Annotated in this window: 24 protein-coding genes and 1 other RNA gene; 2 read left to right on the top strand and 23 right to left on the bottom strand. The window is 31.8% G+C overall.

Annotation, left to right across the window (positions count from 1 at the left end; all coding sequences use genetic code 11):
• The first annotated feature begins 20 nt into the window (after window positions 1-20).
• On the top strand, window positions 21-704 hold the full coding sequence (sigK, locus tag BN350_RS11440; RefSeq protein WP_028043713.1) for an RNA polymerase sporulation sigma factor SigK: 684 nt from the start codon (window positions 21-23) through the stop codon (window positions 702-704).
• Between the two features lie 24 nt (window positions 705-728).
• On the opposite strand, the gene parC is transcribed toward sigK, so the two are convergent.
• Both parC and parE read right to left on the bottom strand, forming a co-directional pair.
• Window positions 729-3,353 (bottom strand): DNA topoisomerase IV subunit A, encoded by a 2,625-nt coding sequence (parC, locus tag BN350_RS11435; protein ID WP_028043712.1) that lies wholly within the window; start codon window positions 3,351-3,353, stop codon window positions 729-731.
• Window positions 3,354-3,364: 11 nt separating this feature from the next.
• A complete protein-coding gene (parE, locus tag BN350_RS11430; RefSeq protein WP_028043711.1) occupies window positions 3,365-5,293 on the bottom strand; it encodes a DNA topoisomerase IV subunit B in 1,929 nt (642 codons plus the stop codon).
• Between the two features lie 167 nt (window positions 5,294-5,460).
• Here parE and plsY point away from each other — a divergent pair, with 167 nt between their 5' ends.
• On the top strand, window positions 5,461-6,069 hold the full coding sequence (gene plsY, locus BN350_RS11425; protein WP_028043710.1) for a glycerol-3-phosphate 1-O-acyltransferase PlsY: 609 nt from the start codon (window positions 5,461-5,463) through the stop codon (window positions 6,067-6,069).
• A gap of 28 nt (window positions 6,070-6,097) precedes the next feature.
• On the opposite strand, the gene BN350_RS11420 is transcribed toward plsY, so the two are convergent.
• The 21 genes from BN350_RS11420 to BN350_RS11325 all read right to left on the bottom strand — a co-directional run bounded on the left by BN350_RS11420 (window position 6,098) and on the right by BN350_RS11325 (window position 24,336).
• Window positions 6,098-6,739, bottom strand: a complete 642-nt coding sequence (locus tag BN350_RS11420) for a histidine phosphatase family protein (RefSeq protein WP_028043709.1) — start codon at window positions 6,737-6,739, stop codon at window positions 6,098-6,100.
• 27 nt (window positions 6,740-6,766) lie between these two features.
• Window positions 6,767-6,967, bottom strand: coding sequence for a YneF family protein (locus BN350_RS11415; RefSeq protein ID WP_028043708.1), 201 nt, complete (start codon window positions 6,965-6,967; stop codon window positions 6,767-6,769).
• A 65-nt stretch (window positions 6,968-7,032) separates the two neighbouring features.
• Window positions 7,033-7,386 carry a hypothetical protein gene (locus BN350_RS11410; RefSeq protein ID WP_231385276.1) on the bottom strand — a complete coding sequence of 118 codons (354 nt, stop codon included), beginning with the start codon at window positions 7,384-7,386 and terminating at the stop codon, window positions 7,033-7,035.
• Window positions 7,387-7,543: 157 nt separating this feature from the next.
• Entirely contained in the window at window positions 7,544-9,295 is a 1,752-nt protein-coding gene (locus BN350_RS11405) for an NADH-dependent [FeFe] hydrogenase, group A6 (protein ID WP_028043706.1), read from the bottom strand.
• A 9-nt stretch (window positions 9,296-9,304) separates the two neighbouring features.
• Window positions 9,305-11,104 (bottom strand): NADH-quinone oxidoreductase subunit NuoF, encoded by a 1,800-nt coding sequence (locus tag BN350_RS11400; protein WP_028043705.1) that lies wholly within the window; start codon window positions 11,102-11,104, stop codon window positions 9,305-9,307.
• 5 nt (window positions 11,105-11,109) lie between these two features.
• Window positions 11,110-11,478 (bottom strand): (2Fe-2S) ferredoxin domain-containing protein, encoded by a 369-nt coding sequence (locus tag BN350_RS11395; protein ID WP_028043704.1) that lies wholly within the window; start codon window positions 11,476-11,478, stop codon window positions 11,110-11,112.
• Complete coding sequence (locus BN350_RS11390; RefSeq protein ID WP_028043703.1) at window positions 11,475-12,008, bottom strand: ATP-binding protein; 534 nt, start codon at window positions 12,006-12,008, stop codon at window positions 11,475-11,477. The genes BN350_RS11395 and BN350_RS11390 overlap by 4 nt, the downstream gene beginning before the upstream one ends.
• Window positions 12,001-12,696: a PHP domain-containing protein gene (locus BN350_RS11385; RefSeq protein WP_028043702.1), complete on the bottom strand. Its 696-nt coding sequence runs from the start codon at window positions 12,694-12,696 to the stop codon at window positions 12,001-12,003. The genes BN350_RS11390 and BN350_RS11385 overlap by 8 nt, the downstream gene beginning before the upstream one ends.
• A 2-nt stretch (window positions 12,697-12,698) precedes the next feature.
• Window positions 12,699-13,028 (bottom strand): hypothetical protein, encoded by a 330-nt coding sequence (locus BN350_RS11380; protein ID WP_028043701.1) that lies wholly within the window; start codon window positions 13,026-13,028, stop codon window positions 12,699-12,701.
• Window positions 13,025-14,200: a [Fe-Fe] hydrogenase large subunit C-terminal domain-containing protein gene (locus tag BN350_RS11375; RefSeq protein WP_028043700.1), complete on the bottom strand. Its 1,176-nt coding sequence runs from the start codon at window positions 14,198-14,200 to the stop codon at window positions 13,025-13,027. Before BN350_RS11375 ends, BN350_RS11380 begins: the two co-directional genes overlap by 4 nt.
• The gene (locus BN350_RS11370) at window positions 14,197-14,604 is read right to left on the bottom strand and encodes an ATP-binding protein (RefSeq protein ID WP_028043699.1); all 408 of its coding nucleotides are present in this window, start codon (window positions 14,602-14,604) and stop codon (window positions 14,197-14,199) included. The genes BN350_RS11375 and BN350_RS11370 overlap by 4 nt, the downstream gene beginning before the upstream one ends.
• Window positions 14,601-14,954 carry a hypothetical protein gene (locus BN350_RS11365; RefSeq protein WP_028043698.1) on the bottom strand — a complete coding sequence of 118 codons (354 nt, stop codon included), beginning with the start codon at window positions 14,952-14,954 and terminating at the stop codon, window positions 14,601-14,603. The genes BN350_RS11370 and BN350_RS11365 overlap by 4 nt, the downstream gene beginning before the upstream one ends.
• Entirely contained in the window at window positions 14,951-15,442 is a 492-nt protein-coding gene (locus tag BN350_RS11360) for an NADH-quinone oxidoreductase subunit NuoE family protein (RefSeq protein WP_028043697.1), read from the bottom strand. The genes BN350_RS11365 and BN350_RS11360 overlap by 4 nt, the downstream gene beginning before the upstream one ends.
• 119 nt (window positions 15,443-15,561) lie before the next feature.
• Window positions 15,562-17,535 (bottom strand): transketolase, encoded by a 1,974-nt coding sequence (gene tkt, locus BN350_RS11355; RefSeq protein ID WP_028043696.1) that lies wholly within the window; start codon window positions 17,533-17,535, stop codon window positions 15,562-15,564.
• A gap of 89 nt (window positions 17,536-17,624) precedes the next feature.
• Complete coding sequence (locus BN350_RS11350) at window positions 17,625-17,855, bottom strand: DUF896 domain-containing protein (RefSeq protein ID WP_028043695.1); 231 nt, start codon at window positions 17,853-17,855, stop codon at window positions 17,625-17,627.
• A 16-nt stretch (window positions 17,856-17,871) separates the two neighbouring features.
• A non-coding RNA gene (gene ssrS, locus BN350_RS20305) (6S RNA) lies at window positions 17,872-18,032 on the bottom strand.
• A gap of 104 nt (window positions 18,033-18,136) precedes the next feature.
• On the bottom strand, window positions 18,137-19,420 hold the full coding sequence (gene yfmH, locus BN350_RS11345; protein ID WP_028043694.1) for an EF-P 5-aminopentanol modification-associated protein YfmH: 1,284 nt from the start codon (window positions 19,418-19,420) through the stop codon (window positions 18,137-18,139).
• Entirely contained in the window at window positions 19,407-20,681 is a 1,275-nt protein-coding gene (yfmF, locus tag BN350_RS11340; protein ID WP_028043693.1) for an EF-P 5-aminopentanol modification-associated protein YfmF, read from the bottom strand. The genes yfmH and yfmF overlap by 14 nt, the downstream gene beginning before the upstream one ends.
• Before the next feature lie 91 nt (window positions 20,682-20,772).
• Entirely contained in the window at window positions 20,773-21,726 is a 954-nt protein-coding gene (locus tag BN350_RS11335; RefSeq protein ID WP_028043692.1) for an ABC transporter permease, read from the bottom strand.
• On the bottom strand, window positions 21,719-22,816 hold the full coding sequence (locus BN350_RS11330; RefSeq protein ID WP_028043691.1) for an ABC transporter permease: 1,098 nt from the start codon (window positions 22,814-22,816) through the stop codon (window positions 21,719-21,721). Before BN350_RS11330 ends, BN350_RS11335 begins: the two co-directional genes overlap by 8 nt.
• Window positions 22,813-24,336, bottom strand: coding sequence for an ABC transporter ATP-binding protein (locus BN350_RS11325; protein ID WP_028043690.1), 1,524 nt, complete (start codon window positions 24,334-24,336; stop codon window positions 22,813-22,815). The genes BN350_RS11330 and BN350_RS11325 overlap by 4 nt, the downstream gene beginning before the upstream one ends.
• Window positions 24,337-24,383 lie beyond the last annotated feature (47 nt).

The raw sequence follows: 24,383 nt of genomic DNA, 5'->3' as shown, positions 1-24,383 counted from the left end.
ATAATGTTTTGAGGTGGATTATGTTTACAACACTTGTTACATTATTACAACAATTTTTATTTGTCTCATTCATTAAAACGCAAGCTTTCAAACCACAACTCACAGCTCAGCAAGAAAATGAATTATTAGAAAAATATTTTCAAGGTGATCATGAAGCTCGTAATCAGCTCATTGAACATAATTTAAGACTTGTTGCTCATATTGTGAAAAAATATGATGGTGGTAAAGACTTACAAGAAGATTTAATTAGTATTGGGACAATTGGCCTAATAAAGGCTATCGATAGTTATAAGCCTGATAAAGCCACAAAATTAGGCACTTATGCTGCAAAATGTATTGAAAATGAAATTCTTATGCATATGCGAGGTAATAAGAAAACATCTCTTGATGTGTCTTTAAATGAAGTTTTGGGCATGGATAAAGATGGTGGTGAAATGACACTTTTAGATATTTTACCATGCGAACAAAAAGAAATGATTGATCAAATTCAAACAAATGATCAAATTCGTAAATTGCAAGAATATTTCGTATTATTAACACCTAGAGAACAAGATATTCTTGTCTGGCGTTATGGATTAAACAATCATCAAATTTATACTCAAAAAGAGATTGCTGCTCATATGCACATTTCACGTTCCTATGTATCACGTCTAGAAAAAAGAGCATTAATCAAATTATTAAAAGCCTATTTAAATGATAAATAAAAGAATATGAGGATATCTCATATTCTAAAAATCTTCTTTAAAAAGATCATCAAAAGAAATAGGCTCAAAATGTTTATCGTCTTCTTTAGATTCTTTCTTTTTTATAGGTTGAACAATGATTGGTTCAACCTTTTCCTCTAGTAAAGATTCTACCATCTCTTCTTCAAATAAATCAGGTTCTTTATTAACTTCAAATATATCAGTTTTCTCTTCTTTTATTTTCTCTACATCAAAACAATCTGTTGATAAGGTTTGAACATTATAAATATAATGCAATTCTTGATCCTTTAAAGACGTAATTAGGCTTGGTTTACTTTGTAATTGTCCATAGCCATAATCTTTCACTTGAATTGTCAAGTCTTGTTGATATGTTTGTAAAACAAGCTCTGATTGTGTTTTTAATATCATTGCATCAAAAGCATGAATTTGATTTGTTTTTGGTGATTTAAAAACAAGATTTCCTTTTGTAGCTCGGTTACAGCTTGGAATATCAGAAACACGCATACGTTTAATTCCAGGCTGATCACTTAACAGAACATAAGAATCAGCTTGAAGAGGATTGAATACACACATTGAAACAAGTTCATCATTCTTTAAATTAATTCCTTTAATTCCACCAGCCTTCACACCTAGTATAGAAATTTCCTGTTCACTATATAAAGTAGCATAGCCTGCACGTGTTGTTAAAATAATTCCTTGATGATCATCACTTAAACTAATTTTTAAGAGTGAATCATCTTTTTTGAGATTCATACATTTCATTGGTTTGCTATATCTAGCTACTTCAAAATCTTTTAAAGCTACACGTTTAACTTGTCCAAAACGTGAAGCAAAGACAACATAAAGTGGCAAGTCAAATGATTTCACCAAGATAGAACCAATCATCTTCTCATTAGGAGATACTTTCACTAAATAACTAATATGTTTCCCTAATTCTTTCCATTTAAATTCTTCTAACTTATGTAATGGAATAAATAAATAATTTCCCTGATCAGTAAAAACTAACAACTTATCTAAAGTATTAGCAAAATGTAAATCAACCAAGACATCATCTTCTTTTTTACCAATAGGTGTATTTTCACTCGCTTTATATGATCTCTGTGATATTCTCTTAATATAGCCATCTCGAGAAACAGATACATAAATATCTTCTGGTAAAATCATGGCTTCTTCATTAATTGTTACTTCTAAAACTTCATCTTTAATTTCTGTTAACCTTGGTGAAGGATATTGTTTTTTTACATTTTTCAGTTCATCAATGACAACTTTTCTTAAGATTTTATCACTATTTAATATATCATTTAAAGTTGTGATTAAAATTTCTAACTCAGCCTTTTCTTTTTCTAAAGCAACAATATCAGTATTTGTTAAACGATACAATTGTAGCATGACAATTGCTTCTGCTTGTTCTTCAGAAAATTGATATTGTAATTGTAAGTTTTTCTTAGCATCTTGTTTATCTTTAGAATGACGTATTGTATGAACAACTTCATCAAGAATAGATACAGCCTTGATTAATCCATCAACAATATGTTTCCTTTGTTGAGCTTTATTCAAGTCAAAAAGAGAACGTTTAGTAATCACTTCAATCTGATGTCCAATATAACCATCAATAATATCAATAATTCCCATACACTCAGGCCTTTTATTTTTAATAGCAACCATATTATATGAATAATTCTTTTGTAAATCTGTATTCTTATAAAAATAATTAAGAGTGTTTTGAATATCTACATCTTTCTTTAAATCAATAACTATACTTAAACCATTACGATCAGATTCATCACGAACTTCAATAATACCATCAATATTTTTATTAAAACGAATTTCATCTAATTTTCTCACAAGTTCCGCTTTATTGACTTCATAAGGAATTTCACTCACAACAATCTTATTCATATTCTTTTCTTCAACAATATGAACACAAGACCTCACAACAACTTTTCCTTTTCCAGTTTCAAAAGCACCACGAATTCCCTTTTTTCCTTCAACAATTGCTCCTGTAGGAAAATCGGGACCTTTCATAAATTCCATCAAATGATCCAATGTACAATGAGGATGTAAAATACGGTAAATCGTTGCATCTATAACTTCTCCTAAATTATGAGGAGGTATATCTGTTGCATATCCAGCTGAGATGCCTGTTGCTCCATTAACTAACAAATTAGGATATTTAGCTGGTAAAACAGTAGGCTCATATTCAGTATCATCAAAATTCAATGCCATCTTGACAGTTTCTTTATCTATGTCTTTAAGAAGTTCAGAAGCAATTGCTGAAAGTCGTGCTTCTGTATATCGCATAGCAGCTGCTGGATCATTATCAATTGACCCATTATTCCCCTGCATATCAACAAGTGGAATACGCATTTTCCACTCTTGTGACAAACGAACCATCGCTTCATATACAGAACTATCACCATGAGGATGATAATTTCCAATAACATTTCCTACAGTTTTAGCAGATTTTCGATAAGCTTTTAAATGTGTATTTCCTTCCTTATACATAGCATATAAAATTCTTCTTTGAACTGGTTTTAATCCATCTCTGACATCAGGTAATGCACGATCTTGAATTATATACTTAGAATATTTTCCAAAACGATCACCCATGATATCATCTAATGATTCAGTTAATATCTTTTCGCTCATGCATACCCTCCTTAATTTGTAATAAAGAATGAATCTTCTAATGAGAATTGAACATTTTCCTCAATCCATTCTCTTCTTGGTTCCACTTTATCTCCCATTAATACTGAAACACGTCTTTCCACAAGTGCAGCATCCTCAATTGAAACTTGAATTAAAGTTCGTGTTTCAGGATTCATTGTTGTTTCCCATAACTGATCAGCATTCATCTCTCCTAAACCTTTGTATCTTTGAATTGTATAACCACGTCCCACTTTGCCTTTAGCATCTTCCAGTTCATGATCATCCCAAGCATAAAGAGAATCACTGTGTTTTCCATTTTTCTTAGATACTTTATAGAGTGGCGGCATTGCAATATAAACACGCCCAGATGTAATTAAACCACGCATATAACGATAAAAGAAAGTCAGTAAAAGAACTTGAATATGCGCCCCATCTGTATCAGCATCAGTCATAATAATGACTTTCGCATAATTGGAATTCTCAGCATTGAAATCATCACCAATGCCAGCACCAACAGTATTAATGATAGTTGCAATTTCTTCATTTTTAAGAATATCTGCCATTGAAGTTTTTTCAGCATTTAAAACTTTTCCACGCAAAGGCAAGATTGCTTGAAATTTACGATCTCGTCCTTGTTTAGCACTACCACCAGCAGAATCACCTTCAACTAGATATAATTCTTTTTTCTTTTTATCTTTAGACTGAGCAGGAGCTAACTTTCCACTCAAAATCTTTTCAGTCTTATTTCCTTTTCCCTTACGTGCTTCTTCACGTGCTTTTCTAGCAGCATTACGTGCTTGTGCAGCTTTTGTCATTTTATTAATTAACTTATTAGCAACCTCTTTATTTTCTTCAAGATAATAATTGATTTGTTCATAAACAACACTATCAACTATATTTCTTGCTTCTGGTGTTCCTAATTTAGATTTTGTCTGTCCTTCAAACTGCAATAGAGATTCAGGAATCTTTACTGATACAATAGCAGTTAATCCTTCACGAACGTCCGTACCTTCTAAATTCTTATCCTTCTGTTTTAACAAACCATATTTTCTAGCATATTCATTAAAAACTTTTGTTAGACCTGATTTAAAACCTGTTTCATGTGTACCACCATCACCAGTTCTAACAAGATTAACAAATGATATCAATGTCTCATGATATCCATCAGTAAATTGTAAGGCAATTTCTACTTCAATAGAATGAGATGTGTCATCAAAAGATATTGTTTTATGAAGCAATGTTTTATCAACATTCAAATAATCAATGAAAGCTTCTAATCCATTTTCGAATTGAAAAGATTCCTCTCGCTCACTTCTCTCATCTCTCACAACCATTTCAATGCCTCTTAATAAAAAGGCACTTTCTTTAAGTCTTTCACAAATTGTAGAATAATTAAATTCAATAGTTGAGAATATTTCAGAATTAGGTTTAAAATGAATTGTTGTTCCAGTACGTGATGTTTTTCCAATAACTTTTAATGGAGAAATTTTCTTAGCACCATCTTCAAATCTTTGCTGATAGATTTTACCATCACGATATACAGTCACTTCTAACCATTCACTTAATGCATTAACTACTGAAGAACCAACACCATGTAACCCCCCTGATGTCTTATAGCCCCCATCTTCACTAAATTTCCCACCAGCATGTAAAATAGTTAAAATAACTTCAGTTGTTGGTTTACCTGAGGCATGCATACCAGTTGGCATTCCACGTCCATCATCTTCTACTTTAATGCTATTATCTTTACCAATTGTAACAGTAATTTTTTGACCAAATCCTGCTAAGGCTTCATCTATGGAATTATCGACAATTTCCCAAACCAAATGATGTAAACCACGATAATCAGTAGAGCCAATATACATACCAGGACGCTTACGAACAGCCTCTAATCCTTCTAAGATTTGTATATTTGATTCATCATAATGATTTTTTTTCATTTATGATATCCTCCCTTCGCAACTCTTAAATTATACCAAAAAACATTTATTTATGCTAGAAGTTTTCAACTGTTTATCAACTTAGAAAAATAACGACTACTTTCAGCACTTTAAATCATTGATTTTTCACTCTTTTCATGTATAATTATGGTCGAGGATGTGAAAATATGGATATATTCATTTACATAGTATTAGTCATTATGAGTTATTTATATGGTTCCATTCCTTTTGCATTGGTGATAGGAAAATTATTTTATAACACTGATGTAAGAGAGAGTGGTTCTGGTAATCTAGGTGGAACAAATGCAGGAAGAGTTTTAGGAAAAAAAGCTGGTATAGTTGTCATTTTATTGGACGCTTCTAAATGTTGTATTTCTATTTTAATTGCGAAAGTTATTGCTCATTATATAGGATTAAATGGTGATATTATCTACCCTTGTGCTCTAGCTTGCGTGATTGGACATTGTTATCCTATTTTTGCTGGATTTCGTGGTGGAAAAGCTGTTTCTGTGGCCATTGGATATGCTTTGGTTACCAATGTTTTTGCCTTTATTATTGCGATGATTATTTTCTTGATCACTTTAAAGGTTTCAAAATATGTTTCTTTATCTTCAATATTAGCGTCTATATCAATATTGGTTGTTTCCCCATTTATTGGTTATAGTCAGATAGGCATTATAACAAATGCCTGTATTGTTGCCTTATTAGTTTATAAACATAAAGCGAATATTATAAGAATAAAAGATGGTACTGAAAGTAAAATCACTTGGATGTAAAAATAAGGAGCTCGATTAATCGAGCTCCTTATTTTGCAAATGACGCATTCATAATATGTGGCAAAAAATCACATTGATTGTATTTGATAAGTTGATAATGTCCGTTTATCTCTTCAACTAATGTTAAAGAACATCCTTCAACAACTTTTTGATTAATCAGAACATAATCTTTTTTATCTAATCCTAGCATTGTTGCCAATAAAACAATAAAATACATTCCATGAGTCACCACCATAACATGACTATCTGATTCTAATTGTCTTAATTGATTCAAAAAACTATGTGCACGTTTTATAACCTCATCATAACTTTCACCTTGAGATATACGTGTAAATTGTTCTGGATGATGCCACAAACAATTATAAAGTACTTCATCTGTTTTAAGAATATCTGAAATTTTTCGACCTTCAAAAACACCGAAATTCATTTCAACAAGATTATCATCTTGAATAATCAGATTTTCATCAAATAATAACGCTGCTGTTTGATAAGCTCTTTGAATAGGGCTTGAATAAATATAATCAAAAGAGAGTTGAGACTGATCAAGATATTTTTTTAAAGCTATTGCATTTTCTATTCCCTCTGGTGTTAAAGGAGAATCACATCTCCCCTGTAATCTTTTTTCTTGATTCCAGACAGTCTTAGAATGACGTGTTAAATATATTTTCATCGAATAACAAAAAATAAGGGTCTGCCCTTATTTGTATTGATCATTGATACTTTTCATAATTCTCTTGATTTGAGTCTCATTTGGTTTACGTCCCATCTCCATAAACATTGCACGAATCATTTTTTCATTGATTGGTGGATTCTTCTTTAAATTTTTCTTGAATACATATCGTGATACGAAGAACCCTATAGCAAGACCCACAGCAAGTCCTAAAAATCCATATAACATTTTTCAATCCTCCATTTCAATTACTTGATTATTATAGCATACAATGATTTGATTTGTAAAACCAATTATGCCATAATCATATAAAAGTTTTTAGAAAAAGTCTTCATTATATCAAAAATAACATGATTTTCGCCAAATTCATCTACATCTATATCAAATTCATTTAATTTAATTGTTACCTTTTCATCTGTAATTGGATTATTTAACTGATGTATACCATGATAATAATCATAATCATCACGTAATTGAATTGTTTTTAAAAGTCTATCTTTGTTTTTACCAATAGGCTGAAAAATTAATTCTATTTGCTTTGTATCATATAAACTCTTTTGTGAAGAATACAAAAGAGTTATTAGGATTGGATATTGTGTTGCTGTTTCCAAAAAATTTTCTTTCAAATAAACAATTTTATATTTCATAACTATCACCACTCTTATCATACATGAAAGAGTATGAAAATTTTGTCAAGAAAAGGCGTGAATTGCATAAATATTATTAACATAATTTTCTACCAATAAGATAAAGGACAATGATCATTGTCCTTTTAAGTATTATGAAATATCTACTATGAATCTCTTATTTTTTAAATTTATCTTTCTTTTCATAAGTAGTATGCAGCAACTCATGCGCAAGATGAGAATTAGGTTGACCTAAGAAATCTTCATAAAGTTTTTGAATTTGAGTATTTTTGTGAGATTTTCTCGCAGGCATAGCACGATCTTCATCATACAGTGCTTTTGCACGAGCTCCTTTGAAATCGAAGCCACTGTTTCTCATCAAAGCATTGACATAGGATTGTCCACCACCATTAATACATCCACCAGGACATCCCATTATTTCAATAAAATGATATTTAGAATGACCCGTTCGAATATCATCTAACAATGGCTTAGCAATAGCCATACTATGAGCAACAGCAACATGCACAGTCATATCTCCAACTTGCAGACTCGCTTCTTTTAAACCTCTTTGACCTCTTACAGCATGATATTCAATACTATCAAGATCTTGTTGTGTCAGAACATCAACAACTGTACGAAGTGCAGCTTCCATGACTCCACCACTAGCACCAAAAATAACACCAGCTCCTGTATATTCTCCAAACATATCCTGATCAAACTCTTCATCTTTTAAATCAACAAAGTTAACGCCAAACATCTTAATCAGTTTCCCAAGTTCTCTTGTCGTTAAAACTGCATCAACATCTTTCATTCCGTCTTTAATCATTTGTGGGCGTTCTTTTTCACCTTTTTTAGCAACACAAGGCATAATTGAAACAACATAAATATTTTTAGGATCCAGTTGATGTTGCTTAGCATAATAAGATTTAATCATGGCCCCTAACATCATATGAGGTGATTTGCATGATGATAAATGATCAAGCAAATCTGGATATTCTTTTTCACAGTAATTAATCCACCCTGGCGAGCATGAAGTAATCATTGGTAATTTTCCACCATTTTGTAGACGATGAATAAATTCATAACCTTCTTCCATAATTGTTAAATCTGCTCCAAAATTTGTATCATAAACCTTATCAAATCCTAGCAATTTTAATGCTGCAGCCATCTTACCAGTGACACGTGTCCCAATTGGCATACCAAACTCTTCACCTAAACTCGCACGTACAGCTGGCGCAGTCTGAACAACAACATGTTTTGTTGGATCGTTAAGCGCTTCTATTACATTGTGAATCTCTTCTTTTTCCTGCAAAGCTCCAACTGGACAAACATTAATACATTGCCCACATTGCATACAGTTAACATCATTTAAACTACGATCAAACACAGGTCCTACTTTTGTTTTAAATCCACGTTCCATAAAACCTAAAACACCAAGTTCCTGATGTTTCTTGCAAGCTGCAATACAACGACCACATAAAATACATTTTGATGTATTTCTCACAACACCTGGTGAGACTTCATCAAATGTTGGAACAGTTTTCATACCTTTAAAAGCATCTTCACGAACACCTAATTCTTGACATAAACGTTGCAATTCGCAATTTGTGTTTCGAATACAAGACAAACAATCTTTAGAATGATTAGAAACAATTAATTCAACAACTCGACGACGCGCATCTAAAGCACGCATTGAATTTGTTTTAATAACCATACCCTCTCTTACTGGATAAACACAGGCAGCACATAAATTTTTGACACCTTCAACTTCAACCTGACAAACACGACAAGCGCCAGTTCCTGTATAATCCTTTAAATAACATAAAGTAGGTATATGAATGCCATTTTCTCTTGCAACTTCTAAGATTGTTTTTCCTTCATAAGCTTCAACCTGACGATTATTTATAGTTAATTTTATTTTTCCCATTCTTTCCACCTACTTTCTTGTAATGACACCAAAGTGACATGCTTTCAAGCAGTTACCACATTTGATACATTTTTCTTGATCAATATGATATGGGACTTTTCCAAGTTCACCCTCAATAGCATTGGCAGGACATTGTCTTGCACAAAGACCACACTTACGACATTTATCTTCATCAATTTCATAAGATAACAATGCTTTACAAACACCAGCAGGACACTTTTTATCTATAATATGAGCTATATATTCATCTCTAAATTGTGAAATTGTAGAAAGAACAGGATTTGGAGCAGATTGTCCTAAACCACAAAGTGCTGTATCTTTAATGGTATGAGCTAAAACTTCAAGTTCATCCAAAGTTTCCATTGTTCCTTCACCATTACAAATGGATTCTAATAATTCAAGCATACGTTTTGTTCCAATACGACATGGTGAACATTTACCACAAGATTCATCAACAATAAAATCCATATAGAATCTTGCTACATCAACCATACAGTTATCTTCATCTAAAACAATCATACCACCAGAACCCATCATAGATCCTAGTTTAACGAGTTCATCGAACCCAATAGGTGTATCCAATTGACTTTCTGTTAAGCACCCACCTGATGGACCACCTGTTTGAACAGCTTTAAATTGTTTTCGGTTTGGACATCCACCACCTATTTCATAGATAACCTCACGCAATGTCGTACCCATTGGAACTTCAACAAGTCCAGTATTTGTAATTTTACCACCTAATGCAAAAACTTTTGTTCCAGAAGAAGTTTCAGTCCCAATAGATTGAAACCAATCAGCACCATGAATGATAATCTGTGCAATATTTGCATATGTTTCAACATTATTGATAATTGTCGGTTTCCCCCAGACACCTTTATGTGCAGGAAATGGAGGCTTAGGATTTGGCATTCCTCTTTCACCTTCAATTGATTGAATAAGTGCAGTTTCTTCACCACAAACAAACGCACCAGCACCTAAACGAATTTCCAAATCAAAATCAAATCCTGTTCCAAAAATATTTTCACCTAACAAGCCTAATTTTTTAGCCTCACCAATCGCATGTTTTAGTCTTTCAACAGCAATTGGATATTCAGCACGAATATAAATATATCCATAATGTGCTCCAATTGCATAGGCTGCAATCGCCATCGCTTCAATAACACTATGAGGATTTCCTTCAAGTATAGAACGATCCATAAACGCTCCAGGATCTCCTTCGTCCGCATTACAAATAACATATTTTTCATCACCTGGTTCATTTAATGCAAACTGCCATTTAAGTCCAGTTGGGAAACCACCACCACCTCGGCCTCTTAAACCACTCGCTTTGATGACATCCACGACTTCCTGTGGTTGCATTTCTGTAAGGACTTTCCCAAGTGCAAAGTAACCATCTTTCGCAATATATTCGTCAATATTTTCTGGATCAATAACACCACAATTATGTAATGCTATACGTTTTTGTTTAGAATAGAATTTTGTTTTGTTAATATCATGAATTTCATTTGTTTCTTGATCAGATTCATTCAACATTAAGCGTTGAACTGGTCGACCTTTGTAGAAATGTTCCATAACAATTTCTTTAACATCTTCAACTTTAACAGATTTGTAAATAATATTATCAGGATATATAGAAACATTTGGACCAACACCACAAAGACCTAAACATCCAGTACGTAATACACTCACTTCGTTTTCTAATCCCATTGACTTGATTTCACTTCTAAACGCTTCAATCAAATCACCAGAATTACCAATACTACATCCTGTACCAGCACAGACTAATACTTGTATTCTTTCCATGTCCATCCTCCTTATCTCTTATATTTTCCAACAGTATATTCATCAACAACTTCATCATTCATTAAATGACGTACAACAATTTCTTTCGCTTTTTTAGCATCTACTAAAACATATGTCGTTTTATTGTCATCTTTATCAAAAACTTCAACAATAGGTTCCAATGTACACATTCCAATACAACCTGTTTGTAGAACAGTCACTGGTAATTTAGCTCTTGCAACTTCTTCAACTATAGTGTTTAAAACTGGTCTTGCGCCAGCTGCAATACCACAAGTTGCCATTCCTACAACAACACGATATTTCTGATCGTCATCCATGCGCATTGTCATTTTGTTTTGAGCCGCTTCTCTAATTTTCTTTAAATCTTCTAACGATTTCATTTTTTTAGTCCCTCCTTCATAAAATCTTTTATCCATAAGAGAACATCAGGTTCCGTAATTTTGACATCACCTAGAATGTCTTTCATTTCACTTGTTTTCATTAAAAACGAAAAATCATCCGTTTTATAATTAAACTCATAATCAATATATTCATTTGCCTGAATCAAAGTTAACATCGTTTCAATAATATCACCCATTATAGGTGTATCTATATGATTTTTAACAAAATTCGCAGTCAGTATTGTCCCATGATTAATTTGTGATTGAATACTTAATGAACCTCCAGTTAATTCAGCATTCTGTTTAAATAAAGGAATACCCAATCCAACTTTTCGAGTTGTTCTCGTTGTATAAAACGGATCAATAACTTTTTGGACAGTTTCTTCATCCATTCCCTCTCCATTATCTTCAATCACAATTCGAATAAGATTTTTCTTAACACTATCTTCAATAGAAATTCGAATGAAAGAAGCTTTTGCACGAATTGAATTATAGGCAATATCTAAAATATTTAAAGATAATTCATCCATACCGTCTCCTCCATAATCCATAAAAATCTTCTTCACTTATTTGATAACGTGGTTCACTAATCATATCTAATCGATGAGCATCACTACTGATAAACCATGCTTTATTTTTTAAATAAGGATATCGATCAATCAGTTCTTCTTGATGCTTACTTTCCGTAATTTCTATACCATCAATATCCAAAGTTTCATCAATTCCCATAAAAACATGCATAATTGAAAATCTTTCACTCATTGCATGAGCAAATACTGCAATACCATGATGATCATGAATCCAATTAATAATTTCTTCAACAGATAAATCTAATGATTTAATAAGTAATCTTCTTTCTTCATCTATAATCTGATCAAATTCATTAAATATATATTGATGACCAAAATAATATTCATCATTAGGTTCTTCAATAAGATAAGAATCCAAAAATAACTGAATGTCATCTAAACATTGATTTTCTAAAAAATAAGCTAATATATGAACTTCTTCACGACTTTGTATTTCTACTCCATAAACATACTTAACCTTACCTTTTGCAACAGTAGGTAAATGATAAAGTTGTTTCACAGAGTTATGATCAGTGATTGCAATTATATCTAATTCTTTTAAATAAGCCATATTAACAATATTATTTAATGTCATATCATCATCACTACAGGGTGATAATGCAGAATGAATATGCAAATCATAAAACATCATTATATTCCTTTTTGGGCTAATTTCTTAGCTAATATATAGGCATCATCCTGACTAACAAACAAGGGAATGTTTAAATCATTTGCCTTAGTGATAGCATCTTCATCAGGCCACAATCCTTCAACAAAAACAATCGCTGCAAAATCAAGCATTTCAGCAACAGCTATAGCATTCACATGTGTCTGCACTGTCAGCCAAAGAGAATCTTCATTAGCTTTTCGCATAACCATACTCAATAAATCACCGATATAAACATTTTCTACATTTTTATCAAGGGACGCCTCATTAACAAATGTAAATTCTAATTCTTGAATACATATCTCTAATTTCATTTTTTATCACCCTGTTTTCTCACACGACATATTTGAATATCAACCTTTCCATCAACAACACTTTGTGCTAAACTACGGCAATTCGCAAAACCACAAGCACCACAGTCATATTGTGGTAAAGTTTCTAAGATGTCATTGACTTTCGCAAACCAGGTCATTCTTTCTTTCATTGATTTCATTTCCTGGCGATCTAATTGTCGATCTATACGATAATTTTCTTCATCTAACTGAATATTATCTGATGTATACTCATCCATCATACTTTCAATGTTATAACATCCTTCAAAAGGATTTGACCATAAATAATAGCCACCTATACATCCCTGATAACAGGCATACATTGCGACCAAATCAACATGCTGAATACGATCAAATTCAATCAATTCTAACAAACTTTTCGTTTGATTCAATCCTTCTACTCGTACAACAGATAAGCTACGATTACCAAATAAATCTTCAACATTACTTTTTACACCATAACGATTCATTTTAATTGGATATTTTTGATGATCTTTTAATTTATTAATCTTGGGAAAGATATGTGATATTGTCATTGCATAATCAATAGCTGAATTTTCATTACCAAAAGGTTCTTTAGCTAAAGTCATTTTACCAACACATTCACACAATGAATAAATCCCAACATCTACGTCCTTTAATCTTTCACGAATTCTTCTTGCTGCAATTTCTACAGGATAATCATAGGGCAATACTTGATCAAGAAGTGTTGGATAATTCTTTTCAATCAATAAATTGATTGTTGGACAAAATGATGTTAACCATATTCCAGGTTTTTCATGACTTTCCTGAATCGCTTTTTTATATAAAAATCCTTCTATATCACTATAATGCTGTACTTCATCAAATCCCAATTTCAAAATAGCCTGACAAATTTCTTGAAAATCATCATATGATTTCATATCAGACAAAAGACTTGTTGGAATTAAAGCTACATTATATTCATGACACTGAAGTGTTTCATTCATATGAGCGCTTTGAACTTTTAATACACGTGATGGGCAGCATTGAATACATACGTCACAATGAATACATTTGGATTCGTCAATAATGACTTGTTCGTTTACAATAGAAATAGCATCAGTAGGACATGACTTCAAGCATTTGATGCAATGGGAGCATTTCGTATCTAACCAACTAATAACATGTTTCATACAAATGTCATTTGCAAATGAGTTCCTTCACAAGATGATTGAATAGTGAAAGTTGTTGCACAATTTTTCATATTATCTAATCCCATCCCTGCTCCAAAGCCAAATTCACGTGCTTTTTTAGAAGCTGTCGAATATCCAGGAGTCATTGCTAATGTAATATCAGGAATTCCTGGTCCAACATCATCAAAAGATAGATGAACGGTTCCTTCATCATCAAGATCAAAAGTAATTGTTCCTCCATTAGAATGAATGACTAGATTAATTTCCGCTTCATAACACGCAATTGATACACGTTTCAAAACTTTAGGATCTAATCCCAATGTTTTGAGAGTCATTTTTATATCTCTCGATGCCTGTCCCGCATCCTCATAATTATCTTTTTCTATTTGATAAACTTTTTTCATTTTCCAAGCCCTTTTTCATAAAGACGACCACATGTTTCATACATTGTATAATCTGTAACAAAAACACTTACATCACTCATTTTTGCTCCTTGAATCATATGCTCATCTACTGTTTTTCCTCTGACAATCAAGATTGCTGCTAAATCCAATGTGTTGGCAGTATGAAAGATTTGCATATTAGCTAATCCAGTAATTAATAGTTCTGTTTCATCAGCATCTCTTAACTGACATAAAGCATCTGACATTAAATCAGTTCCAAAAGCACTCTGAAAATCTATATCATAGACATGTGAATCAGAAATATAAATTTCTCTTGCATCCACAATATCTAAGATTTCTTTTATTTTCATGCAGGTGCTTCCTCCTTCTTATAGTCAAGAACTAACATTTTCAAATCTTCCAACTGTTTTGTACATCCAAACACTGTTCCATCAACACTAACAACTGGCGCAAGACCGCAGGCACCTACGCAACGTGTCGCATCAATTGAAAATACGCCATCTTCACTTGTGCCATTAACTGGAGCGCCTGTCATTTCAACCAATAAATCTAAAATAGTTTGTGAGCCATTAACATAACAAGCAGTTCCTAAACAAACACTAATGACATGTTTTCCTTTAGGCTCTGTTGTAAACTGCGAATAAAATGTTACAACACCATAGATTTTAGAAATAGGCTCATGAATAACTTCACTCATTCTTTCCATTGCTTCAAAAGGAATATATCCCAATTCGTTTTGAATTTCATGAAGCATCAATTTGATAGGCCCTTTCTCGTCTTTATGTCTATAGATGACATCATCTATAAAATCCAAAGACTTTTGATTTAATTTTTCCATACTCTCACCTCATTCTTTTTTATCTAAAACTATTATATCATAGAAAACGTATAGAATGAAACCGTTTTCTTTTTATCTAAAAAGAAAACTGTCAATGTTTCCATTAACAGTTCATTATATTACATTGATAAAAATGTATTCACGACATTTTCAACTGTAAAACCATATTTTTCAATTACAGTTGAGGCTGGTGCACTTGCACCAAATTGATTGACAGAAATCATTTTTCCATCTAATCCAATATATTTATACCATCCAAAATCAGTACCCATTTCAACTCCAAGACGTTTTCTCATAGTCATTGGTAAAACTGATTCTTTGTATTCAGCACTTTGTGCATCAAACAACTCCATAGATGGCATAGAAACAACACGAATGTCATGTCCTTGTTTTAATAATTCAGTCTGTGCCTGGATTGCCAATTCCACTTCACTACCAGTAGCAATGATAATACCATCTAATTGATGTTGTTCATGAGAAACAATATAAGCTCCATGACTTACATCCTCATAAGTTGCTTTTGTTAAATTTGTAACATTTTGTCTTGTTAAAATTAATGCTGTTGGTTTATCAGTTGTTTCCATAGCTTTTTTCCATGCTGCACACATTTCATAAGCATCAGCTGGTCTCAACACCTGAATATTAACCATTGAACGCATCATTGCTAATTGTTCAACAGGTTGATGAGTAGGGCCATCTTCTCCTACCGCAATAGAATCATGAGATAATGGTAAAACGATAGGTAACTTCATTAAGCATGCCATTCTCAATGCAGCTTTAAAGTAATCACTAAACACAAGGAAACCACCTGAAGCAACTTTAACACCTTGATGTAAAGCCATTCCATTCATAATTGTTACCATTGCAAATTCTCTAATACCAAAATAAAGATTTCTTCCACTATAATCATCGCAACTAAAACGTCCACCATCTTTAATTGTTGTTTTCGTAGATGATGCTAAATCAGCAGTTCCTGATAAGAATGTTGAATTTTGTTTTGCAATTTCATTAATCATTTTTTCACTTGTATTACGTGTTGCTTCACTTAATCCTTCAGGATAATCAGTTAATAATGCATCATAATCAAATGTATATTGACCTTTTACAGCATCAGACAATTCCTTATAAAGATCTGGATAAGCATTCTTATACTCACGCATCATCTTCTTCCATTTATTAAACGCGCGTTTACCACGATTTATAACATTTTTCTGAAAATCTTCATACACCTCTTCAGGAACAAAGAAATCTTCATGATCAAAGCCATAAGATAATTTAGCCTGTTTTCCATCTTCTTCACCTAAAGGTGCACCATGGACCTTACTTGTTCCCTGATTTTGAGAACCATAACCTATAATAGTATCAACAATAATTAATGTTGGTTTAAAACATTCTTTCTTTCCCTTTTTAATGGCTTTTAAGATGGCATTTGTATCATTTCCATCAGAGACACTAATAACTTGCCAATTCATTGCCTCATATCGTTTTTTAATATCTTCACTAAAAGAGTAATCTAATGGTCCATCTAATGTCACATGATTAGAATCATAAATGACAATTAATTTTCCTAATGCTAAATGACCTGCTAAAGATGCTGCCTCATATGTCACACCTTCTTGCATATCACCATCACCACATAATGCATATGTGTAGTGATCAACAACATCATATCCATCTAAATTATAACGTTCTGCTAAAAAGCATTCAGCCATAGCCATTCCCACAGCCATTGGAATACCTTGTCCTAATGGTCCACTTGAAGCATCAACACCATCAGTTAAATCTAATTCAGGATGTCCTGGTGTACGACTTTGCCATTGTCTAAACGCCTTTAAATCATCCATATTTAAATCAAAACCTGATAAATGCAATAAGCTGTATAATAATGAAGATGCATGTCCACTTGCAAGGACAAAGCGATCTCTATTAAACCAGTCAGATTCTTGAGGAAATACTTTTAATTCCTTCGTAAATAAAGTATATAAAGCTGGTGCAGAGCCTAACACCATTCCTGGATGACCTGATTTTGCTTTATTAATCATATCAATTCCCAAAGATCTAATTGTCGCTATTGATAATTCCGATTGATTCATTTCTTCCTTTTCCTCCTCAAAACACACTCATCGTTATTATACACAAATTTATCATAATAGCAAATATCATTTTGACAAATTTCGCTAAATTAATTTAATTTCTTTGCTTTTTTTAATTTTTTAGGCGTAACATCATTTCCTTTTGCATCAACTACTTTAATACTTTTAAGTTGTTGTTCAAAACCGCTTCTAAAAATACGTAAATATTCTTGACGTAATTGTTGTTGTTTTTTCTTTTCTTCTTCAGTTAAACCAACAGTTTTACTTTTATGCGCCAACTCATTAATTTCTTTAATCATTTCATCACTTATTTTCGCCATATTTATTCCTCCAAAAGAAAAACCTAAGAGTTTTTTAGATTAATCCCTGGTATATTCAGGTGGGTATCTTGTGCTCGATTTTAGGATTCCTATTCTAGATAGGCATTCAACACCATCGACCAACAATCAGATTCCCGTATCTATAGTGTAGGAAATACATATATCTCTTAGGTCAATCCCATTATAACATAAAATACAAATCTGTAAACTCCCTTTTTTGATGTTTTTCATTCCAATTTTTATCAAAAAAGGAATGAACATATTATGTTCAATCCCCACTTTTAAGATTTTGGTGATATCATGCAAGTACTTGTGTATTGAATATCAAAGAGATTTCTTAGTTCTAAAACATCATCTAATTTTAAACGTGCAACACTATCGATTAAATCAAAAACCATAATACCTTCAAAATAATAACGACTAAATAAATTTGCAATACTCTCAGGACTATTAAATACACCTATTAAAACACCAATATTTTTCTTTTTCACACGTTCAAAATCTTCTTCTAATAGAGGATAATCTTTCAATGATGCTATTAAATCTAGAATTTTCTCTTTTAATTTCTGCGGTTCTAAAGTATCTCCACCTATTTGTAAGAAAGCATAATCTCTTTCTTGTGTAAAGTTTGCACTAAAACTATCATTAATTAATCCATCATTTGTCCATTTCTCATAAAGTGCAGAACTTCGTGCAAAAAGCAAATCTAATAAAACATTCATTGCTAATTCTCTTTTTAATTTTTCCTTTGGATCTTCTAAGATATCATTCATCTTCATAGAAACAATAATTTTTGGCATAACAACATCCATGTTCAATGTTTGTTCTTTTTTATCAATATCAGTTGGTTCATTAACATGCATTCTTTTAATAGAGTTTTCTTTTTTAAAATCTTTTTGAGATTGATTTTGACGAATGAAATCCATTGTTTGTTGTGGATCAATATTCCCTACGACAAATAACATCATATTGCTAGGATGATAAAATGTATGATAACATTTCTCTAAAGTCTCTTTATCAATTTCACTAATAGTTTGAACTGTTCCTGCAATATCTATTTTGACTGGATGCTGCTGATATAAATTTTGAATACTTCCAAAATAACAACGCCAGTCAGGGTCATCATCATACATTCCAATTTCCTGATTGATAATCCCCTTTTCTTTTTCCACATTTTCTTTTGTCAAATAGATATCTTGTACAAAATCTAACAATAGTTCAATACATTCATTTTCATGACTGGTTGTACTAAATAAATAGGCAGTTCTTGATGAAGATGTAAAAGCATTCGTACTTGCTCCTAACTTAGCAAAAGCATTACTTGCGTCGCCATCTTCCATTTCAAACATCTTATGTTCAAGAAAATGTGCAATTCCATCAGGAACTTTTATCATTTCAGTTTCTCCAATAGGAACAAAAGATGTATCTATTGAACCAAAGTTTGTTGAAAATAGCCCATACGTTTTAGAAAAACCTTTCTTAGGTAATAAATAAACATGTAATCCATTGTCCATTTCTTCAAAGTACAATGTCTCTTGAAGAGTTTGATAATTAATTGTTTTCATCGAAATCCTTTCCTGTCAAAAAGAAAATTGTATCCAATTGTACCTGCTTTGCCACAGCAATAATATCTTCCTTTTTCACATTTAATAATTTTTCAATATATTCATCATTAGTTTCCTGTTTATGCGTAATATCACGATTATAAGTTAACGTAATCATACTACCAGCTTCATCATTTGTTTTACGTAATGCATTTTCTAACATCATTTTAGCAATCTCAATATCATGTTGAGCCAATTCACCTTTTTGAATCTTTTCTAATTCCTGTGTAATAAGATCCATTGTCTTATGATAATCAGCAGCCTCAATTCCAGCATTCACAAGCATCATACCATTAAAAGCATCATAACTTGATGAAACATAATAACATAAGCTGTTTTCTTCCCTAACAACTTGGAATAAACGAGATTGAGAAAAGCCACCAAATATCGCATTAAAAACAGTAAATGCATAATGATTATCAGATGTAAAATTACAATCAATACGATACCCTAAATTTAATTTAGATTGTGTAATATCTTGTTTTTCAATAACTTCTAAGACATCATTTCTATCACTTGTAAATGTATATGCTGATGGATAATCCTTAGAATTTTCAGGAAACTGTAAATACTTTTTAAATATTTTGACAATTTCTTCATCAATATCACCGACAATATAAATGTGTTTTTCGTCTTCTTGAATACATTTCAAGAAATACTCATATAAAGTTTTAGCACTTACACTTTCAATTTCATTTTCATAACCAGTACTTGGAATCCCTAAAGTCTGATCTTTCCCCATATATTCAAATAATTTATCTAATGAGTAAGAAAACTTATCATCTTTAGCGACTTGTAATCTTTCTTTTAATTCTTTTTTCTTTAGTTCAACAATTGTATCATCGAAAGCATCATTCATAATATAGGGATTAAAAAACAAATCACTTAATAATTGAATCTGTTTTTCTAAAAGTTGTTCTTTTTGAGGAAGATAAACATCATTCACAAAACTTGTATAAATATTCATGATTTGTGATTGACCTTTTGTCATGACATTTGTTGATAATCTTGCTCCATAGTTTTCATCAAGATAACTTGCTAATAATTTTGTAGATGGATATTGTTTTGTAGCAGCAATAAGAACAAATGTTAATAATGTCCTTAATGTTGTTGTTTCTTTAAGTAAGGGACTTTGCATACGCAAAGATATTGTAATCGTTTTAAATTTTTTTGTAGGGATAAGATGCAATGTATATCCCTGCATTTGATATACTGTTTTCATAAATCCTCCTTTTTATCACATATTTCTATTATACTCATTTTTTTACAAATTAAAATAAAAAAGACCAAGACTTATCATCTTGATCATTTTTTTATCGTTTTCCTTTATCGTAAGGTTCACCTTCTGCTTTAGGAGCAGCTGAATTTTTTGAAACAAAAGCTAGCACTAGCAACGTTGCAATATATGGAGTAATCTTATAAAAATAATTTGGAATACCTAGTGATAAAAAGAAATCAATTCCTGAATACGCAGAAGCAATTGTTTTCATAAAACCAAAGAAGAAAGCTGCACCAGCAATACGCCAAGGTTTCCATTGTCCAAATATAAGCACTGCTAAAGCCAAAAATCCATAACCAGCAACGTCAGCATTAAAATTCGTACTTGTTGGTAACACAAATACCAATCCACCAATGCCAGCTAAAAAACCTGATATTAAAGTCCCAGCATAACGCATTTTATAAACATTAATACCTGCTGAATCTGCGGCTTGAGGTAACTCACCACATGAACGTAATCTTAAACCAAATTTAGTTTTATAAAGAATAAACCAACTAATAATTAAAATAAGAATTCCTAAAAATGTTGTAATATATGTATTCTTAAATAAAATATCACCAATAATTGGAATACTTGATAAAATTGGAATTTCTTTAATTCTAAAGACATCAGTAAATTCAACCTGCTGTGTTTGTTGTATTAATCTTGCAACAAAGATACAAAAAGCAGGAGCAAAGATATTTAATGCAGTACCACTAATTGTTTGATCTGCTTTTAAATGAATTGAAGCAATTGCATGAAATAAAGTAAATATCATGCCTGCAACTCCAGCAATTAAAATTGCAATAATTAAACATAATTGAGGATTCATAGAATCTTGCATAAAATGAATGAAAAATATACCACAAAATGCACCAATAACCATAATACCTTCTAATGCAATATTAATAACACCACTTCGTTCAGAAAATAGACCACCTAATGCAACAATTAAAAGAGGTATCGCAAAAATCATTGTCTGGCTTAACAAAAATAAAATATCATCCATGAGATTGTTCCTCCTTTTTTATATTATCAGCATTAAATAATTTATGTTTATTTAAGAATTGCTTAATTAATAAAGAAAACGCTGAAAAATAAATTGTAATAGCAACAATAATATCAACAATTTGTGGAATAAAACCATAAATTTGCATTAATGATCCACCAATGGTAATATGTGCAATAAATAATCCAGCAATTAAAACACCAAATGGATTTGATAATCCTAATAAGGCAACAGCAATCCCATTAAACCCTTCAGGTGCTAATGTATCAACAACCTGTAAGCATTGACCAGAGCCTGCCAAATAAAGCAATCCTCCTCCAATTCCTGCTAATGCACCCGCAATCATCATTGAGAAAACAATTTTTTGTTTAGCATTGATTCCAGCATATTTACTAGCATCTGGACTAAATCCACAAGCTTTTAACTCAAAACCAAAAGTCGTTTTATTTAAAATAATATGAATAACTACTACAGCTAAAATAGCAACAACAATACCACCATTAATGTTTGGAACAAGTAAATCTAATCCAAACTTGGAAATAATTGCATTTTGATTAACATTTAATGTTTGATTTTTCATTGAATCAAACACTGTTAATGGAATAATATAATTTACTGTGTACATACCTATATAGTTCATAATAATTGAGGAAATAACTTCATTAACATTAAGATAAGCTTTCATTAATCCTGGCACTGCTCCCCACAAAGAACCAGCAATACCTGCCAGTATAATTGCAACAATCCAATGAAGCGCACCAGGTAAAAAAGTCCACTCAACTCCTACATAAATAGCAACAAATGCACCAACTACAAATTGACCAGGAGTTCCAATATTAAACAATCCTGTTTTAAACGCAAAACCAACTGATAAACCAGTTAAAATAATTGGCACTGCTTGATTTATCACCTGACCAATACCACGTGCTCCATTACTAAATCCACCACTAATTAATGTTAAAAAACCTTCTACAGCATAATCAGAATTAGCAATTAAAATAACAATCAGTCCAAAAATCAATCCAATAAAAACAGCAACACAAGAAGAAAGCAAATCCTTTATACCATCTGAATTCAATATTTTTTTCATACTTGTGCTCCTTTCTTTGAACCTGACATATATAATCCTAATTCATTAAATGTTGTTTCCTTAGGATTAAGTTCTCCTACAATTTCACCTTCATAAATCACTAAAATACGATCAGCCAAGTTCATAACTTCATCCAATTCCAAAGAAATGAGTAATATAGCTTTTCCAGCATCTCTTTCTTCAACAATCTTCTTATGAATATATTCAATTGCTCCAACATCTAAACCACGTGTTGGTTGAACTGCAATCAAGCAGTCATGTGCACGATCCATTTCTCTAGCAACAATCGCTTTTTGCTGATTTCCGCCTGACATGCTGCGTGCTAATGTTTTAGCACCTTGACCACTACGAACATCAAACTGTTCAATTAAATCATTTGTATATTGATTGATTTCTTCAAATTTCAAAAAACCTTTATTCGAAAATGCTGGCTCAAAATATCTTTGTAATACCATATTATATGACAATGGATAATCTAGCACCAATCCATGTTTATGACGATCTTCTGGAATATGTGATAAACCGTGAGTACTGTGATGACGAATAGAAGCATGTGTAATATCCTCACCATTTAAAATAACATGACCAGAACTAATTGGCATCATCCCAGTAAGTGCATAAACCAATTCACTTTGTCCATTGCCATCAATTCCAGCAATACATACAATTTCACCTTTTCTCACATCAAAAGAAATATTATTGATAACATTCTTATGTCCCTTTTTTTCTACAACAAGATCTTTAACACTCAAAACAATATCAGATGGATGAGCGTCATCTTTTTCAATATTTAAATTAACTTTACGCCCAACCATCATTTCAGACATTTCTTCCTTTGTTATATCTTTAATATCAACTGTTCCAATACATTTTCCTTTTCTCAAAACAGTACAGCGATCTGCAACTGCCTTAATTTCATTTAACTTATGTGTAATAAAAAGGATAGATTTTCCTTCAGCAGCTAAATCACGCATAATTGTCATCAATTCTTCAATCTCTTGAGGTGTTAAAACGGCCGTTGGTTCATCAAAAATTAAAATATTGTTATCTCGATATAACATTTTAATAATTTCAACTCTTTGTTGCATTCCAACAGTAATATCACTAATTAATGCATCACAATCAACATTTAACTTGTATTTTTCAGAAATAGCCATAACTTTCTTACGAGCATCTTTTAAATAAAGCATACCTTTACGTGTATCTTCTACCCCTAATACAATATTTTCTAAAACGGTAAAATTATGTACCAATTTAAAATGTTGATGAACCATTCCAATTCCCAAACGATTAGCATCATTAGGATCTTTAATATCTACTTTCTTGCCATTAAGTCTAATTTCACCTTCTTCAGGCTGATAAAGCCCAAACAAAACACTCATTAAAGTGGATTTCCCAGCTCCATTTTCACCTAACAGAGCATGTATTTCACCTTTCCTTAGTTCCAGATTAATATCATCATTTGCAATTATACCTGGAAACTTTTTGGTGATATGCAACATTTCAATAATCTTTTCCATACATACCTCCTATGCTTTCCTCTTATTATTATAACTGAAATAACAAG

Origin of the sequence: Candidatus Stoquefichus massiliensis AP9, assembly GCF_000455285.1 — a bacterium.
Taxonomy (GTDB): Bacteria; Bacillota_I; Bacilli_A; order Erysipelotrichales; family Coprobacillaceae; genus Stoquefichus; species Stoquefichus massiliensis.
This window is presented reverse-complemented; position numbering and strand designations above follow the sequence as displayed.

Bases quoted from the DNA above. Each gene is read 5' to 3' on its own strand.
- sigK (WP_028043713.1), top strand. From the start codon at position 21: ATGTTTACAACACTTGTTACATTATTACAACAATTTTTATTTGTCTCA.
- parC (WP_028043712.1), bottom strand. From the start codon at position 3,353: ATGAGCGAAAAGATATTAACTGAATCATTAGATGATATCATGGGTGAT.
- parE (WP_028043711.1), bottom strand. From the start codon at position 5,293: ATGAAAAAAAATCATTATGATGAATCAAATATACAAATCTTAGAAGGA.
- plsY (WP_028043710.1), top strand. From the start codon at position 5,461: ATGGATATATTCATTTACATAGTATTAGTCATTATGAGTTATTTATAT.
- BN350_RS11420 (WP_028043709.1), bottom strand. From the start codon at position 6,739: ATGAAAATATATTTAACACGTCATTCTAAGACTGTCTGGAATCAAGAA.
- BN350_RS11415 (WP_028043708.1), bottom strand. From the start codon at position 6,967: ATGTTATATGGATTTTTAGGACTTGCTGTGGGTCTTGCTATAGGGTTC.
- BN350_RS11410 (WP_231385276.1), bottom strand. From the start codon at position 7,386: ATGAAATATAAAATTGTTTATTTGAAAGAAAATTTTTTGGAAACAGCA.
- BN350_RS11405 (WP_028043706.1), bottom strand. From the start codon at position 9,295: ATGGGAAAAATAAAATTAACTATAAATAATCGTCAGGTTGAAGCTTAT.
- BN350_RS11400 (WP_028043705.1), bottom strand. From the start codon at position 11,104: ATGGACATGGAAAGAATACAAGTATTAGTCTGTGCTGGTACAGGATGT.
- BN350_RS11395 (WP_028043704.1), bottom strand. From the start codon at position 11,478: ATGAAATCGTTAGAAGATTTAAAGAAAATTAGAGAAGCGGCTCAAAAC.
- BN350_RS11390 (WP_028043703.1), bottom strand. From the start codon at position 12,008: ATGGATGAATTATCTTTAAATATTTTAGATATTGCCTATAATTCAATT.
- BN350_RS11385 (WP_028043702.1), bottom strand. From the start codon at position 12,696: ATGTTTTATGATTTGCATATTCATTCTGCATTATCACCCTGTAGTGAT.
- BN350_RS11380 (WP_028043701.1), bottom strand. From the start codon at position 13,028: ATGAAATTAGAGATATGTATTCAAGAATTAGAATTTACATTTGTTAAT.
- BN350_RS11375 (WP_028043700.1), bottom strand. From the start codon at position 14,200: ATGAAACATGTTATTAGTTGGTTAGATACGAAATGCTCCCATTGCATC.
- BN350_RS11370 (WP_028043699.1), bottom strand. From the start codon at position 14,604: ATGAAAAAAGTTTATCAAATAGAAAAAGATAATTATGAGGATGCGGGA.
- BN350_RS11365 (WP_028043698.1), bottom strand. From the start codon at position 14,954: ATGAAAATAAAAGAAATCTTAGATATTGTGGATGCAAGAGAAATTTAT.
- BN350_RS11360 (WP_028043697.1), bottom strand. From the start codon at position 15,442: ATGGAAAAATTAAATCAAAAGTCTTTGGATTTTATAGATGATGTCATC.
- tkt (WP_028043696.1), bottom strand. From the start codon at position 17,535: ATGAATCAATCGGAATTATCAATAGCGACAATTAGATCTTTGGGAATT.
- BN350_RS11350 (WP_028043695.1), bottom strand. From the start codon at position 17,855: ATGGCGAAAATAAGTGATGAAATGATTAAAGAAATTAATGAGTTGGCG.
- yfmH (WP_028043694.1), bottom strand. From the start codon at position 19,420: ATGAAAACAATTAATTATCAAACTCTTCAAGAGACATTGTACTTTGAA.
- yfmF (WP_028043693.1), bottom strand. From the start codon at position 20,681: ATGAAAACAGTATATCAAATGCAGGGATATACATTGCATCTTATCCCT.
- BN350_RS11335 (WP_028043692.1), bottom strand. From the start codon at position 21,726: ATGGATGATATTTTATTTTTGTTAAGCCAGACAATGATTTTTGCGATA.
- BN350_RS11330 (WP_028043691.1), bottom strand. From the start codon at position 22,816: ATGAAAAAAATATTGAATTCAGATGGTATAAAGGATTTGCTTTCTTCT.
- BN350_RS11325 (WP_028043690.1), bottom strand. From the start codon at position 24,336: ATGGAAAAGATTATTGAAATGTTGCATATCACCAAAAAGTTTCCAGGT.